Consider the following 13970-nt stretch of genomic DNA (forward strand, 5'->3'; position numbering starts at 1 on the left):
ATTGTGCGGCCACGCGCCGCAGCATGCGGCGAACGCTGCATCCACGCACCTTTTTACGAAAGCATCCCGTCATGAAACACGCCGCCGGCCTGCTCGGCTTCATCGCCCGATTCGCGATCCTTGGGTTGGCCCTGGCCTTCGTGGTGAGCCTGCTGTGGCCCGCTTCGGGCGAACGGCTGCGCGAGCGCTTCGGCCTGGCTTCCGCGGCGCCGACCACCTTGCCCGCAGTCGCTGCCGGTTCGACCGAGCCAACCCTGTCCTATGCCGATGCCGTGGCCCGTGCCGCGCCCTCGGTGGTCAATATCTACGCCAACAAGACGGTCACCGAACAGGCATTGCGGATGTACACCGATCCACTCATGCAAAGGCTGTTCGGCGGCATGCCGGCCGGTCCGGCCTACAAGCGGCGCGAGCAGAGCCTGGGATCGGGGGTGATCGTCAGCGCCGACGGCTACGTGCTGACCAACAACCATGTCATCGCCAATGCCGACGATATCCAGGTGCTGCTCTACGACGGTCGCGTCGCCCAGGCGAAGCTCGTCGGCGCCGACCCGGAGACCGACCTGGCCGTGCTGAAGATCGCGGCCACCAACCTTCCGGTAGCGCACTTCCGCTCCCATGCCAGCGTTCGTCCCGGCGACGTGGTGCTGGCGATCGGCAACCCGTTCGGCCTCAACCAGACCGTGACCATGGGCATCGTCAGCGCCATCGGCCGCCAGCTGAGCAGTTCCAGCCCGGAAGATTTCATCCAGACCGACGCGGCGATCAACCTGGGCAACTCCGGTGGCGCACTGGTCGACGCACAGGGCAACCTGGTAGGCATCAACACGCTGCTGATCGGCAAGGCCGCCAACGCCGAAGGCATCGGCTTCGCCATCCCGATGGACAGCGCCAAGAAAGTGCTGGACCAGATCGTCGACACCGGCCACGTGGTGCGCGGCTGGCTCGGAGCCGACTACACCTTCGTGCCGGTGGCCGCCGATAGCGGGCTGCCCGCCGCCGCGCGCGGGGTACTGGTGTCGGAGGTCTATCCGGGCGGGCCGGCAGCCGCGGCCGGCATCCAGCCGCACGACATCCTGCTGCGCATCGGCAAGGACGACATCGCCGATCCGGCCGACCTGCGCCGGCACGAAGCCGCGCTGAAACCGGGCAGCAGGGTCGCCGTGTCCGGCCTGCGCAACGGTGCCCCGTTCCGCCTCAGCGTCACCATCGCGCAACGCCCCTCCGTGCTGCCGGACAGCAGCTCACTGGATGGCTGAAGCCAACCCGGCATGCACCGCCGCGAGCGGCGCACGCAGCGCCTGCCCGTAGCGCTGCCGCAATGCGGCCACGCGACTGACGTAGACCCGGGTCTCTGCATACGGCGGCACGCCCTTGTAGCGCTGCACCGCGCCGGGGCCCGCGTTGTACGCCGCCGCCGCCAGTTTCTCGTTGCCGTCGAAGGACTGCAGCAGCAGGCCGAGATAGCGCGCTCCGCCGCGGATGTTCTGCTCGGCATCGAACGCGTCGAGCACGCCCATGTCGCTCGCCGTGCCCGGCATCAGCTGCATCAGGCCCTGGGCACCCTTGATCGACATCGCGTGCGGGTTGAACGCGCTTTCGGCGTGGATGATCGCTCGCAGGAACGCCTCGTTCACGCCGTAGTCGCGGCTCGCCTGGTGGATCGCGCCGGCGTAGTCGTGCAGGTTCAGCCGCACCGAGTTCCAGTGGATCGGCGAATGCAGATCGCAGGCCATGCAGGTGGCGATATAGGTGAACAGCATGGTGACGGCGTGACCACGGCCGCGGGCCGGTGCGATGTTGGTGTATTCCACGCTGCCGTCGGCGCGCCTGACGCGATACACCGCGCCGCGCAGCACGCGATCGCCGGTTCCCGCCGCCGGCGCATCGCCTGCGGCCGGCGTGGCGCGCGACTCGCGGTAATTCCAGCGCGCCGCGACGCCCGAGCGTGGCGACCGCTCGTCCGGCAACGCCTGCGCCGTGGTCTGCACCGACGACTGCACGCCGACGAACAGTCGTCGCGGCGGCGGCATCGCCGCCAGTGCGGTCGCCGTGGTCTCGACCGAGGCCGCCACGCCGGCAAAGGCGTCGCGCCCGACCGGCACCGGCCGCGGTCCACGCACCACCCGGCGCGGCGCGGGATAGGCCCCGATGCGGCGGCAATGCCGGTAATCCGCGGCCTTGCTGGTGAATACGGCTTCGCCGCTGGCGCCGGTGCAGCGATACATCGCGTCGGCATGCGCCCCGTGCGGCATCAGCAGAAGCAGCACGACGGCGCAGCCGGCCGCGATCCGCAACGGAATCGTCGAACGCGGGAAGCGGCGGGCCAGGCGACCGGCACTCCCCCTGTGGCGCATGGCAGCGGTCATGCGGCGCAGTGTGCAGCGATCGCAACGCAGCGCCAAGTGCGGGCACGCATTGCCGTGCATCGTGTCGCACTGCCGGGACGGCGGCGACCGTCCGCGCAAGTGCCTGATCCGGCAAGCCGGCTCAGTGGCAGGCGTCGGTGACGGCGCGTAAACTGCACGGTTCGGCAACTCCCTGCCCTCCTTTTCCCACCACGGTGCCCGACGCCCCATGAGCGGCAAGCTTTTCATCAAGACCCACGGCTGCCAGATGAACGAGTACGACTCGGCCAAGATGGCCGACGTGCTCAAGGCGTCGCACGGCCTGGAGCTGACCGACAACGAGGCCGAGGCGGACGTCATCCTGGTCAACACCTGCTCGATCCGCGAGAAGGCGCAGGAAAAGGTGTTCAGCCAGCTCGGCCGCTGGAAGCAACACAAGGCCGGCGGCAAGCCGGTGCTGATCGGCGTCGCCGGCTGCGTGGCGAGCCAGGAGGGCGAGGCGATCATCCAGCGCGCGCCCTACGTCGACCTGGTGTTCGGCCCGCAGACCCTGCACCGCCTGCCCGAGCTGATCGAGTCGCGTCGCGCCACCGGCAAGCCGCAGGTGGACATTTCCTTCCCCGAGATCGAGAAGTTCGACCACCTGCCGGAGCCGCGCGCCGAGGGCCCGACCGCGTTCGTCTCGATCATGGAGGGCTGCTCCAAGTACTGCTCCTACTGCGTGGTGCCGTACACCCGCGGCGAGGAGATCAGCCGCCCGTTCGACGACGTGCTCGTCGAGGTCGCCCAGCTCGCCGAACAGGGCGTGCGCGAGGTGAACCTCTTGGGCCAGAACGTCAACGCCTGGCGCGGCGCCATGCACGACGGCGGCACCGCGGATCTGGCCGTGCTGATCCATGCCATCGCGCAGCTCGACGGCATCGGCCGCATCCGCTTCACCACCTCGCATCCGCTGGAGTTCTCCGACTCGCTGATCGAGGCCTACGCCAGCGTGCCCAAGCTGGCCAACTTCCTGCACCTGCCGGTGCAGGCCGGCTCCGACCGCATCCTCGGCGCGATGAAGCGCGGCTACACCGCGCTGGAGTTCAAGCAGAAGATCCGCAAGCTGCGCGCCGTGCGCCCGGACATCTGCATCAGCTCGGACTTCATCGTCGGCTTCCCCGGCGAGACCGACGAGGATTTCGAAAAGACCATGAAGCTGATCGACGACGTCGGCTTCGACCAGAGCTTCAGCTTCATCTTCTCCTCACGCCCCGGCACCCCGGCGGCCAACCTGCCCGACCCGACCCCGGCCGAGGTCAAGCACGCCCGGCTGATCCGGCTGCAGGCGGCGATCAACGCCAACGCCAGGGCGATCAACGAGGCGATGGTCGGCACCGTGCAGCGCGTGCTGGTGGAAAAGCCCAGCCGCAGGAACGCCAGCGAACTCAGCGGCCGCACCGAGAACATGCGCTACGTGAACTTCCCCGGCCCGTCGCGGCTGATCGGCCAGTTCGTCGACGTGCAGATCACCGAGGCGATGAGCAACTCGCTGCGCGGGCGCCTGCACAGCCACGAAACCGCCGCCGCCGTGTAGGAGCGCACCCTGTGCGCGACCGCTCTTGCTTTGATGTCGATCAGGAGCAAGAGCATTCGCGCACAGAGCCTGCCCTCGACTCGATCGAGGGGTGCGCTCCTACGCGGCTCGATCAATCCAGCCGCTTGCGCAAGCGCAGGATGGCACCGCACATCATCACCGCGGTGAATACGATCAACGCCAGCGCGTCACCCCACAGATCGAGCAGACCCGCATTGCGCAGCATGACGCAGTGGATCGGCGCGTCGAACAACCAGCGCCCCGAGGCCGGCATCGCCGTGGGCTGCACCAGGCCGATCAGCACCGTTATGCTGGCGGGTCTATGAGCCCCCTGAACCAGCGCGACTTCACCCTCGACCCGGTCGACAACGTCCGCCTCGCCAACCTGTGCGGCCCGTTCGACGAGCACCTGCGCCAGATCGAGCTGCGACTCGGCGTGGAGATCAACCACCGCGGCGGCATCTTCCAGGTGATCGGCGACGACCCTGCCACGCGCGCCGCCGACAAGGTGCTGCGCGCGCTGTACGACGCCACCGCCAGCGAGGCGCTGACCGGCGCGACGATCCACCTGCACCTGGCCGAGTCCGGCATCGAGGCGATCACCGCCGAGGCCGCCGAAGCGGCGCAGGAGGTGACGATCAAGGTCAAGCGCGGCGTGATCAAGGGACGCGGCCCGAACCAGGCGCGCTACCTGCACGCGATCACCAGCCACGACATCAGCTTCGGCGTCGGCCCGGCCGGCACCGGCAAGACCTACCTGGCCGTGGCCAGTGCGGTCGAGGCGCTGGAAGCGAACCGCGTGCAGCGCCTGCTGCTGGTGCGCCCCGCCGTCGAAGCCGGCGAGAAACTGGGCTTCCTGCCCGGCGACCTCAGCCAGAAAGTCGACCCCTACCTGCGCCCGCTGTACGACGCCCTCTACGAGATGCTCGGCTTCGAGAAGGTGGCCAAGCTGATCGAGCGCAACGTGATCGAGATCGCCCCGTTGGCCTACATGCGCGGGCGCACCCTCAACGATTCCTATGTGATCCTCGACGAGGCACAGAACACCACCGTCGAGCAGATGAAGATGTTCCTCACCCGCATCGGCTTCGGTTCGGTGGCGGTGATCACCGGCGACGTCAGCCAGGTCGACCTGCCGCGCCACGTGCGCTCGGGCCTGCGCCATGCCGTGGAAGTGCTGCGGGGCGTGGACGGCATCAGCTTCACCTTCTTCACCTCGCGCGACGTGGTGCGCCATCCGCTGGTGGCGAAGATCGTGCGCGCCTACGAATCGTTCGAGACCGCGGCCGAGGCCGCCAAGGGCGACGGCAAGTGAGTGGCGCGGCGGTCGTCCACGTCGGCTACGCCGTGCCGCGCGCGGGCGTGCCGTCGGCAGCGAGTTTTCGCCGGTGGGTGGAGGCCACGCTGCGCGGGGCGAGGCGGCGGCGGGCCACCGAACTATCGATCCGCATCGTCGACGCCGCCGAAGGCCGCGCGCTCAACCGCGACTATCGCGGCAAGGACCACGCCACTAACGTGCTCTCGTTCAAAACGGACCTGCCACCCGGCCTCAAGCTCCCGCTGATCGGCGACATCGTGATCTGCGCCCCGGTGGTGGCCCGCGAAGCCGCCGAACAAGGCAAGCCGCCGCGCGACCACTGGGCCCACCTCACCGTGCACGGCGTGCTGCACCTGCTCGGCCACGACCACCTCGTGGAGGCCGAGGCCGAGGCGATGGAAGCGCTGGAGGCACGCATCCTCGCCGGGCTGGGCATCGCCGATCCTTACACAGATTGAAGATTGAGCCCCAAGCGCGGATCACACGCCGGCGCTTTCCCACAAAGCCCCCCCTGTAGGAGGCCACCCTGTGGCCGACCGGCGCACCACCCAGCACGTCGGGCAAAAACCATCGCGCACAGGGCGCGCTCCTACACGATCGCGCCTGTAGGAGGCCACCCTGTGGCCGAACGGACGCCACCATGACCACCGCCGCGCCACATCAACCGTTTACCCTGAGCCCTGAATCGACTCGACATTTCGGCTAGAATCCTCTTTCCGCCCAGCTACGGGCAGAGCTTCGCAAAGTAATGAACGACGACCCTGGCAGTACCGGCGGCCCGGCCCACCGATCGTGGTGGGATCGACTGGGCCACATGTTTTCCGGCGAGCCGCGCAATCGCGAGGAACTGGTCGAGGAGCTGCGTGCAGCCCAGGCCAACGGGCTCCTCTCCAACGACACCCTCACCATGGTCGAGGGTGCCCTGAAGGTCACCGAACTGAGCGTGGACGATGTGATGGTCCCGCGCGCGCAGATCGTGATGATCTCCGCCGATTCCCCGCTCGACGACATCCTCGCCGCCGTGGTCGAGTCGGGCCACTCGCGCTTTCCCGTGCACGGCGAGGACAAGGACGAGATCCTCGGCATCCTGCTGGCCAAGGACCTTCTGAAGTACTTCGGCGACGGCGAGCATTTCGACATCCGCGCGATCCTGCGCCCGGCCGTGCTGATCCCCGAATCGATGCGCCTGAACGTGCTGCTGGCCGAGTTCCGGCTCAGCCGCAACCACATGGCGCTGGTGGTGGACGAATACGGCGGCGTCGCCGGCCTGATCACCATCGAGGACGTGCTCGAGCAGATCGTCGGCGAGATCGACGACGAGCACGACGACGAGGAAGAACCCACCCTGATGCACGCCCAGCCGGGCGGCGACTGGCTGGTGAGCGCGCTCACGCCGATCGCCGACTTCAACGAGCAGACCGGCTCGTCGTATTCGGACGAGGAGTTCGACACCATCGGCGGCATGGTCACCTCCGAGTTCGGCCACCTGCCGGAAGCGGGCGAGGAGATCGCCGTGGGCGACTACCTGTTCCACGTCACCGAGGCCGACGACCGCCGCGTGCAGCAGTTCCGCGTGAGCCGGGTCGGCACCGGCCACTGAACCGCGCGAACGTCGCGGCTGAAGCCGCTCCCACAAAAGCGCCCAGATGCAGGTCCCTGTAGGAGGGGTTTGCAGCCCCGGTCTTGTAGGATCGACTTCAGTCGCGACGCTCGCCGAAGGCATGCGAAGTATCAAGGCGCCTCACGCCTCCAACTGCCAATGCAGCGCGTCGCCATCGCTCGTCCGCGCATGCACCAGCGCCAGCTGCGGCAGGAAGCGCCAGCGCTCCAGCCGCGCCGGCAAGCGCGCATGCGGATACTTGTCGCGCAGTGCGTGCAGCGCACTCTGCTCGCATTCGAACCGCCCCAGTTCGGCGCTTTCATGCAGGGCGCGCCAGCGCCGTCCGTGGCGGATGATGCGGAACAGGCCGAGGGTCGAGGGGTAGACATACTGCGCGAGCACGGGGATGCCCTCCTGGGCGACGGTGGGGGTCGGGCGGCAGAATCTAAGCAGTCGCCTGTGACCGCGGTGTTATCCGTTGGCGACGCTTTGCTGCCATCGTTCAGGCTCGCGCCTCCCGTCGCACTGCCGCGCGACCTTGCCGGGCAAACCCGCTAGGATTCCACCGCCCCGGCCTGCGCCTCGCGCGGGCCTTCATCCAGGAGCAATTGCACCGCATCGTGGCGACCAAGGGAAAAATCACCTCGCTGGATATCGCCTACCTGGCCGGCGTCTCGCAGGCCACGGTGTCGCGCGCGCTGCGCGGCAGTCCGCTGGTCAACGAGGAGACGCGCCGGCGCATCGAGGCGGCGGTCAAGCAGCTCAACTACAAGGTCGACAAGAACGCCTCGAACCTGCGCACCCAGCACTCCGGCACGCTGGCGCTGCTGATCTTCGAAGACCCCACCGCCGACGATTCGCACATCAATCCGTTCTTCCTCTCGATGCTCGGCTCGATCACCCGCGCCTGCGCGCAGCACGGCTACGACCTGCTGATCTCGTTCCAGCAGTTCTCGCGCGACTGGCACGCCGACTACGCCGACAGCAAGAAGGCCGACGGCATCATCCTGCTCGGCTACGGTGACTACCTCGCCTATCGCGACAGGCTCGCCACGCTGGTCGAACAGGGTATGCAGTCGGTGCGCTGGGGCGCGGTGCTGCCCGACCAGCCGGACGTCTCCATCGGCTGCGACAACGTGCAGGGCGGCCGCGCCATCGCCGAGCATCTGCTCGCGCAGGGCTGCCGGCGCATCGCCTTCATCGGCGACGCCTCCAGCCACTATCCGGAATTCCAGCAGCGCTACCGCGGCTATGCCGAGGTGCTTGACGCGGCGGACGTGGCGGTCGATCCCGCGCTGCAGGTGGACGCCGAAACCACTGAGCTGGCCGGCTACGAGGCGATGCAGGCACTGATCGCCAGCGGCGCGCCGTTCGATGCCGTGTTCGCCGCCAGCGACCTGATCGCCTTCGGCGCCATGCGCGCGCTGGACGAACACGGCCTCAAGGTGCCCGAAGACGTGGCCCTGGCCGGCTTCGACGACATCCCCATGGCGCGCTTCGTCAATCCCGCGCTCACCACCGTGCTGCAGGACACCCGCCAGGCCGGCGAGATGCTGGTCGATGCGCTGCTGCGGATGATCCGCGGCGAAAAGGTGGAGAGCGCGATCCTGCCGGTGAAGCTCACCGTACGGCGCTCCAGTCTGCGCGGCGGGGTGGGCGGCAAGTAGGTCTCTCCGGCCTCTCGTTCCGGCTCTCGACGCGGCGGGTGCTCCGGCGTTTGAATCACTTCGAGCGTCAGCCCAGGGCACAGGCCCGCAGGGCCGCATCCCGCAGGTGCTTCGACGCTGCCCGCTGACGCGAGCGACGCTTGGCCCGAACGTTGGAGGTGATCGCCCGCGCTCCGCCCGCACCCTCATCCGCCTGTCGGCACCTTCTCCCGGAGGGAGAAGGCTTCACGCTGCGGCATCCGTGCCCCATGCGAAAATCCCTCTCCCGCCATGCCGATAGCCAGCAGGTCTCGCCGTGGTGCCCTTGCGCCTGGCCGCAGCGAGAGACGCGAGGCGGCGGTTCCGGGCCATCTTGCAACGGTCCTACGTGAGGCGCTTCGGGAGTTCCGGGCCGATCGCCAGCGGGAAAACGTCGCCGGCCGGGACCACCGGCCCGGGCCGAATGCGGCCCCGTCAACCGGTGAACTCGGCGATGTCGCCGGGCTTACGCAGCATCTTGTTGACCTCACCGGCGTGCAGTTCCTCGGAGGTGATCATTTCCCGCGCATATTCCTCCAGCAACACCGACTTGCCCGTCGCCAGCTCCAGCAGTTCGTAGTAAGCGGCCAGCGCGAGTTTCTCGTGCTCCAGCGACTCGCGCAGGATCGGCCCCACATCGTGCTGGTGGGTTTCCAGCAGCGGCCCGATACCCAGCGACGGGTGGCCGCCGAACTGGGTAATCAGCTCGCCCGCCCGGCGGGCATGCAGCAGGCTCTCATCGGCCTGGCCGGACAACCAGCTCACGATCGGGATGCGGTTGTAGCCGTAGATCATCAGCGCGTAGTGCGTGTAGCGCACCACGCCGGCCAGCTCCAGTTCGAGGATGCGGTTGAGCAGCGCGATGGCGCGTTCTTTGTCCTGGGCTTGCATGGAGGGTTCCTCCGATGGGTGCGATGGGGGCGAATGCCGCGGGCCGCAGCACACCGGTAAAGCGTACTCCCGGGTGAGCGCCGGCGCTGCGGCGCCAAACAGCCGTGCAGCACGATAGCGTCCGTGGTGCGGCCTTTCAGCCGCGCCATCAGTCGGTCGTGGTTGATCCGGTCAAAGAAGTTCTCAAGGTCCATGTCCACCACCCAGTCGTAGCCGTCCCGGATCGCGCGCTGCACGTGCCGCACGGCCTGATGGGCCGAGCGGCAGGGACGAAAGCCGTAGCTGTGCGGGTGGAAGTGGGGGTCCCATTGCGCGCTGATCACCTGCGCAACGGCTTGCTGGATGAAGCGATCGAGCACCGTCGGTATCCCCAGTGGGCGGGTCTTGCCGTTGCCCTTGGGAATGTCCACCCGCCTAACGGGTTGCGGGCGATAGCGCCCCGTTTCCAGTTGCTGGCGGATGGCCGGCCAGTGCTCTTTCAGGTACTGGGGCAGTTCCTCGACGGTCATGCCGTCGATGCCCGGCGCACCATGATTCTGGCGCACTTGCTTTAACGCACGCTGCAGATTGGTGCGTTCCAGCACACGACCGAGCAACGTATTGGGGGAATCGACTCGGGTTGGCACGACGATCCAGCCACGGGTTCATCCAGCGGCTTGGCCGCTGCCGGCGGGTGCCGGTTTGCTGATGCATTCCCGTTTCTCTCCGTCATGCTCCTTCGTCTTCCATCGTTCGGGCCTTCGGTGGAAGCGCCACCTACTATGCCCTCGGCTGACTTCCGTCGTGCGGTCAGCGCCAATCACTTGGCGCTCAGTGGTTCCTTCCACACACGACAGACCTCCCGGGGTAAGGCACGTTACCTTCGCGGCATAGACGCCGGATTTACAAAATGCATCCCAAACGCAGATGGAGGACTTCGCGGTCACGTGCCCGCTGGTCCCGAATGCATCACGCCTCATATCCGGTTCTTGTACATCGCCCCGCCGTTTCGGATTAGGCTTCCTTCAGACCCCGCCTCGCGACGACGCCCTTGCCCTTTTCCTTGCCTTCGGCTCTGCGAAAACCTGGCCATGGGACTTTCACCCATGAAGTAACGTGCCATGCCCGGCACACACGCACAAGCATCAGCGGCGGCGCGCAGCGCCGTCCGCTGCATGCTGTTGTTGGGCGGTCCAAGCATGCTGTCGGCTGATCGACTCCTTGTTCCGGCAAACACCGAAGTCACTTTGCCGGCCTCCGACGCGGCCACTGCCTCGCGGCAACTGACCGAATGACGAGTCTGCCCCGCCCCTTGGCTGGCAACGGCGTTTTCGCCTGATCGATCGCGGCGGCGATCAACGCCTCAACGTCTGGATGCACCAACTGGCTAGCCGATTCCACCCGGATGAACCGAGTTTGCTTTCCCGAACCCAGCAGCAGTTGCTTCGGGTCGGGCAACTGCGCTCCTTGAATGAAACACAGACCCACACCGTTCGCACGCGCGGCGATCGACACGATCGAATCCGTCGGTCGGTCCGTTGGCGAATAGCCGATCACGAAGAAGTTGTAGTTGTCCCACACCAGCTCGTTGGCGGTCGGGAATCGCTTGCGCACGGCAGAACGGACCGAGCGGATGAGCTCTTGATCCTTCGGATCGAACTTCTCGATGAAAGACCGAAGCTGGGCCTCCGGCGCGCCCCCATCGCTGTCATGCCTGACTGTCATTGCATTCTCCCCAGTCCTCACATGCAATGTTGCCTCAGATCCGCCCAACGCCTGAATTAAGCCGAGCCGCGAAGCGGTGTCGGCTTGAATGAATTGTTAGATGACAACATCCGAGATGTACAGCTTTTTGATCTTGAAATCCTCAAAGAGCGCTTTAGCCTTGACGACGATTGGCGCTCCTGCATCCATTGCGGAGGAGTATGGGTTTTTTGGTGTTTGAAGAAGTGGATCATTTATCTCGCATGAGATTCTCCGGTCGTCCGGATCATGGGCGAATCTCGCTTTGCAGGTCTTTCGTTCGAGGTCTAGCTCAGTTATTAGGACTGTAAAGTCAGTGAGGTCCGAGAGCTCGTTAGCTGCAGGAACGAGCAATGCCTCTTTGTCGGACTTGCCGAGAAAATGATCTCTATCCGGCGTAATGACGCCGATAGTGTTGCAACTGATGTTGATGGGCGCAGCGCTTTGGAGCATGGCTGACTTAAGATCGATGGCCATTTGCTCTATTACGCCGAGAAGGCGTCCGGTTACCTCCTTGTTCTGGGCGGCCATGGCCTCGATCGCTGTATGCGCGAGACTATCGGCCTGGCTGCTTTGGTCTTTCTTTGTTGCTTTTATGTATAGCCATGGGATCAGTGCTGAAACTACGGTGCCAAATGATCCGGAAAGAATCTGATGCTGCCGCATGAATTCAAAAACCAGGTCTACTCGGTAGCAGTTGGCTTGAGGCTCTTTGGCAAGAACGCGCAGGCTATGCGAGCGGAAATAGCGTTTGTACTCATGACTCAGTGCAAGGTGAGCGACCGTTCCTGTGACACGCGCGAACCCTTGCAGAGATTCTCCTAGTGAGTACAGATCAAGCTCGTGTTGTTCGGCATCAAGACCGTCGTAACGAAGTGTGATCCTGTAGCTTTCTAGTTCAGTCACGACGACCTCCCCACGTTGTCATCTAACGCTTGAGTTAAGCGGCGCGCGGCTTTTCGCGCGTCCGCTTGGACGAGGAGTTAGCTTTTTACGTCACAGGTCTTGACGTCCATGGCTTTGCGCACGGCCTCCTTCTCGCCTCTTACATTTGCCAACTCAGATGCCTCGACACCATCACCTTGGCCGAAGCCAAGCCAGAATGCTTGCAATTTGCTGGATTTACGGCGGCTGTCTTGAGCTACAACCAACTGATCCTCTCGCCGAGCCAACGTGTTTAGCTCGATAGCGAGCCGCGGACACTCGTAGGCTTCGTATCTAAGGTCCGAGGTGTACGACGGAGTAATCTCCGCTGACTTCGTTGCCAAGTTGAAGCAGCCGCTCAGCGAGACGACAAGAACTGAGAGCAAAGCTGCGCGTGACGTGTTTTTCATGGTGGCCCCTGTGCCGGTTGGTAAAGCTAACGCTGGTTGGTAAAGCTAACGCAAAGGTAAGCGGCGGCGGTACGCCGTCCGCTTGACCGCCGTGTTAGACGGCGGTGCCACCACGGCAACGCCCGATGTTAAACGAAGCGACGACGCCCATGCCGCGAACGCAAAGGATGGGTTGAACCTGACACTGGCGGCGATGCTCGCCGGAGCGACAGAAACATCCCCGCAAGCCGCACGCGAGACCGTTGCGACGGTGCTGGCCGAAGCGGCTCTGATGCTGGTGCGTGCGATCAGCTCCATGTTGCGAGGAACTCCCCCTGAAATCGTGACTGCCGCACTGCCGACTAACGTGGAGCTAAGGGGCGGGCCGCTTGCGGCACGTCCCGCTTGAGCGCCGGGTTGGGCGTCGGGTGCTCAAAGGCTGCGCCCATCAAAATGCCCCACCTTGATAGGTGACAAGTCGACACCATCCAAGCAACGGGCGTTAATAGCAACCATGTAGTTACCAGAAGGCGCGATACCTTCGCTAAATGGCGCACACCCGCACTTTGGGCAGTAGCGATGTTTAATGGTGTGCTTGTTGAATGTGTATGTGCCCATGCCGTCCTCGGGGCTGAGCAAACGAAAATTCTCGCGGGTGATAAACCAGTGAAGCGAACCACGCTTGCTACAAATTGAGCAATTGCACTCCATAATTTTCTCTAGATTTCCTTCGGCTTCGAACGCGACCTGCCCACAGTGGCAGCTACCTTTGTATATCATTGGATCGCTCCTTTCGATGATTTCGTTTCAGGCCCTTGGTTATTCCAGTGGCCCCGATTGTCTGACGCCCAACACCTGAGTTAAGCCGCGCCGCGAAGCGGCGTCGGCTTGGACGAATTGTTAGGCGCCACTTGCGGCAGCCGCCGGGTCAATTGCGCAGCTAACACGGAAGACATGGCCATCCGGGTGCCGGACATGCATTTCCCGAACGCCCCAGGGCATGTTGGTAGGCGGCCAGGTGACCTCTATCTCGTTCTCGAGGCAGAGCTGGTGGATGGCATCCACATCTTCCACCCAGACTGACATCCACACCCCTTTTTCAGCCGCCTCGTTGGAGTTCGGGCCAAACGTGGCCGAATAGCCACTGGCGCCGCTACCGCCTTGCCCGCCTTGGCACAGAAAGACTTCAAATGGCCCCGAGTAGACACTCCCGAACGTGGTCGGGTCTCCCCATTCGAAACCCTTCGTCCAGCCCAGCTTTTGGAACCACACAAACGACTTCCGGACATCGGAGACGTTCAATATCGGGGTCAGGTGTTTCACGAGCATCCGATCTCTCCTGTGGCGCCTAACGCTTGAGTTAAGCGGCGGCGAAGCCGTCCGCCTTGAACGAGATGTTAGACACGAAGATGCCTACAGTGTGTCGGCTTTGCACGCATGCACAGATTGGACCTGCATGATCAACGAACCGATGTCGGATGCAGTTATAGGCCCAGTCAGCTCACCGGTTGCAACTA

At 64.9% G+C, this 13970-nt stretch carries 17 protein-coding genes; 7 read left to right on the forward strand and 10 right to left on the reverse strand.

The annotated features are described in order from the left end of the window. Positions 1-71: 71 nt before the first annotated feature. Positions 72-1259: a S1C family serine protease gene (locus ACO2Q2_RS15700; protein ID WP_423257054.1), complete on the forward strand. Its 1188-nt coding sequence runs from the start codon at positions 72-74 to the stop codon at positions 1257-1259. On the opposite strand, the gene ACO2Q2_RS15705 is transcribed toward ACO2Q2_RS15700, so the two are convergent. After that, entirely contained in the window at positions 1245-2357 is a 1113-nt protein-coding gene (locus ACO2Q2_RS15705) for a lytic transglycosylase domain-containing protein (protein ID WP_423257056.1), read from the reverse strand. The genes ACO2Q2_RS15700 and ACO2Q2_RS15705 overlap by 15 nt on opposite strands. A 220-nt stretch (positions 2358-2577) precedes the next feature. Here ACO2Q2_RS15705 and miaB point away from each other — a divergent pair, with 220 nt between their 5' ends. Continuing rightward, a complete protein-coding gene (miaB, locus tag ACO2Q2_RS15710) occupies positions 2578-3924 on the forward strand; it encodes a tRNA (N6-isopentenyl adenosine(37)-C2)-methylthiotransferase MiaB (protein ID WP_423257058.1) in 1347 nt (448 codons plus the stop codon). 112 nt (positions 3925-4036) lie between these two features. Here miaB and ACO2Q2_RS15715 read toward each other — a convergent pair whose 3' ends face one another. Next, the gene (locus tag ACO2Q2_RS15715) at positions 4037-4228 is read right to left on the reverse strand and encodes a hypothetical protein (protein WP_423257060.1); all 192 of its coding nucleotides are present in this window, start codon (positions 4226-4228) and stop codon (positions 4037-4039) included. 18 nt (positions 4229-4246) lie between these two features. Between ACO2Q2_RS15715 and ACO2Q2_RS15720 the strand changes: the two genes are divergently transcribed. The 3 genes from ACO2Q2_RS15720 (at position 4247) to ACO2Q2_RS15730 (ending at position 6842) form a co-directional block, all read left to right on the forward strand. Further along, positions 4247-5239 (forward strand): PhoH family protein, encoded by a 993-nt coding sequence (locus ACO2Q2_RS15720; RefSeq protein WP_423257062.1) that lies wholly within the window; start codon positions 4247-4249, stop codon positions 5237-5239. Beyond that, positions 5236-5700: an rRNA maturation RNase YbeY gene (gene ybeY, locus ACO2Q2_RS15725; protein ID WP_423257064.1), complete on the forward strand. Its 465-nt coding sequence runs from the start codon at positions 5236-5238 to the stop codon at positions 5698-5700. The genes ACO2Q2_RS15720 and ybeY overlap by 4 nt, the downstream gene beginning before the upstream one ends. Before the next feature lie 290 nt (positions 5701-5990). After that, positions 5991-6842: an HlyC/CorC family transporter gene (locus ACO2Q2_RS15730; protein ID WP_423257066.1), complete on the forward strand. Its 852-nt coding sequence runs from the start codon at positions 5991-5993 to the stop codon at positions 6840-6842. 141 nt (positions 6843-6983) lie between these two features. On the opposite strand, the gene ACO2Q2_RS15735 is transcribed toward ACO2Q2_RS15730, so the two are convergent. After that, entirely contained in the window at positions 6984-7244 is a 261-nt protein-coding gene (locus ACO2Q2_RS15735; protein ID WP_423257068.1) for a hypothetical protein, read from the reverse strand. 218 nt (positions 7245-7462) lie between these two features. Between ACO2Q2_RS15735 and ACO2Q2_RS15740 the strand changes: the two genes are divergently transcribed. Beyond that, positions 7463-8509 (forward strand): LacI family DNA-binding transcriptional regulator, encoded by a 1047-nt coding sequence (locus ACO2Q2_RS15740; RefSeq protein ID WP_423257090.1) that lies wholly within the window; start codon positions 7463-7465, stop codon positions 8507-8509. Between the two features lie 453 nt (positions 8510-8962). Here ACO2Q2_RS15740 and ACO2Q2_RS15745 read toward each other — a convergent pair whose 3' ends face one another. From ACO2Q2_RS15745 to ACO2Q2_RS15765, 5 genes are all read right to left on the reverse strand, one after another. Further along, complete coding sequence (locus tag ACO2Q2_RS15745) at positions 8963-9418, reverse strand: ferritin-like domain-containing protein (protein WP_423257070.1); 456 nt, start codon at positions 9416-9418, stop codon at positions 8963-8965. Continuing rightward, positions 9322-10044, reverse strand: coding sequence for a reverse transcriptase domain-containing protein (locus ACO2Q2_RS15750; protein ID WP_423257072.1), 723 nt, complete (start codon positions 10042-10044; stop codon positions 9322-9324). The genes ACO2Q2_RS15745 and ACO2Q2_RS15750 overlap by 97 nt, the downstream gene beginning before the upstream one ends. Before the next feature lie 595 nt (positions 10045-10639). Further along, positions 10640-11122: a DUF1801 domain-containing protein gene (locus ACO2Q2_RS15755; RefSeq protein WP_423257074.1), complete on the reverse strand. Its 483-nt coding sequence runs from the start codon at positions 11120-11122 to the stop codon at positions 10640-10642. A gap of 96 nt (positions 11123-11218) precedes the next feature. Further along, positions 11219-12046, reverse strand: a complete 828-nt coding sequence (locus tag ACO2Q2_RS15760; RefSeq protein WP_423257076.1) for a hypothetical protein — start codon at positions 12044-12046, stop codon at positions 11219-11221. 77 nt (positions 12047-12123) lie between these two features. Beyond that, the gene (locus ACO2Q2_RS15765; protein WP_423257078.1) at positions 12124-12474 is read right to left on the reverse strand and encodes a hypothetical protein; all 351 of its coding nucleotides are present in this window, start codon (positions 12472-12474) and stop codon (positions 12124-12126) included. Positions 12475-12556: 82 nt separating this feature from the next. Here ACO2Q2_RS15765 and ACO2Q2_RS15770 point away from each other — a divergent pair, with 82 nt between their 5' ends. Next, the gene (locus ACO2Q2_RS15770; RefSeq protein ID WP_423257080.1) at positions 12557-12862 is read left to right on the forward strand and encodes a hypothetical protein; all 306 of its coding nucleotides are present in this window, start codon (positions 12557-12559) and stop codon (positions 12860-12862) included. A 23-nt stretch (positions 12863-12885) separates the two neighbouring features. On the opposite strand, the gene ACO2Q2_RS15775 is transcribed toward ACO2Q2_RS15770, so the two are convergent. Together ACO2Q2_RS15775 and ACO2Q2_RS15780 are read right to left on the reverse strand one after the other, a co-directional pair. Further along, entirely contained in the window at positions 12886-13233 is a 348-nt protein-coding gene (locus ACO2Q2_RS15775; RefSeq protein ID WP_423257082.1) for a GFA family protein, read from the reverse strand. 120 nt (positions 13234-13353) lie between these two features. After that, positions 13354-13782 carry a bleomycin resistance family protein gene (locus tag ACO2Q2_RS15780; protein ID WP_423257084.1) on the reverse strand — a complete coding sequence of 143 codons (429 nt, stop codon included), beginning with the start codon at positions 13780-13782 and terminating at the stop codon, positions 13354-13356. Between the last annotated feature and the right edge of the window lie 188 nt (positions 13783-13970).

It is taken from the genome of Dyella sp. KRB-257 (genome assembly GCF_049445995.1).
Taxonomy (GTDB): domain Bacteria; phylum Pseudomonadota; class Gammaproteobacteria; order Xanthomonadales; family Rhodanobacteraceae; genus Dyella_A.

Coding starts and splice junctions, on each gene's coding strand:
- ACO2Q2_RS15705 (WP_423257056.1), bottom strand. CDS start 2,357: ATGCGCCACAGGGGGAGTGCCGGTCGCCTGGCCCGCCGCTTCCCGCGT.
- ACO2Q2_RS15775 (WP_423257082.1), bottom strand. CDS start 13,233: ATGATATACAAAGGTAGCTGCCACTGTGGGCAGGTCGCGTTCGAAGCC.
- miaB (WP_423257058.1), top strand. CDS start 2,578: ATGAGCGGCAAGCTTTTCATCAAGACCCACGGCTGCCAGATGAACGAG.
- ACO2Q2_RS15720 (WP_423257062.1), top strand. CDS start 4,247: ATGAGCCCCCTGAACCAGCGCGACTTCACCCTCGACCCGGTCGACAAC.
- ACO2Q2_RS15765 (WP_423257078.1), bottom strand. CDS start 12,474: ATGAAAAACACGTCACGCGCAGCTTTGCTCTCAGTTCTTGTCGTCTCG.
- ACO2Q2_RS15745 (WP_423257070.1), bottom strand. CDS start 9,418: ATGCAAGCCCAGGACAAAGAACGCGCCATCGCGCTGCTCAACCGCATC.
- ACO2Q2_RS15700 (WP_423257054.1), top strand. CDS start 72: ATGAAACACGCCGCCGGCCTGCTCGGCTTCATCGCCCGATTCGCGATC.
- ACO2Q2_RS15780 (WP_423257084.1), bottom strand. CDS start 13,782: ATGCTCGTGAAACACCTGACCCCGATATTGAACGTCTCCGATGTCCGG.
- ACO2Q2_RS15755 (WP_423257074.1), bottom strand. CDS start 11,122: ATGACAGTCAGGCATGACAGCGATGGGGGCGCGCCGGAGGCCCAGCTT.
- ACO2Q2_RS15730 (WP_423257066.1), top strand. CDS start 5,991: ATGAACGACGACCCTGGCAGTACCGGCGGCCCGGCCCACCGATCGTGG.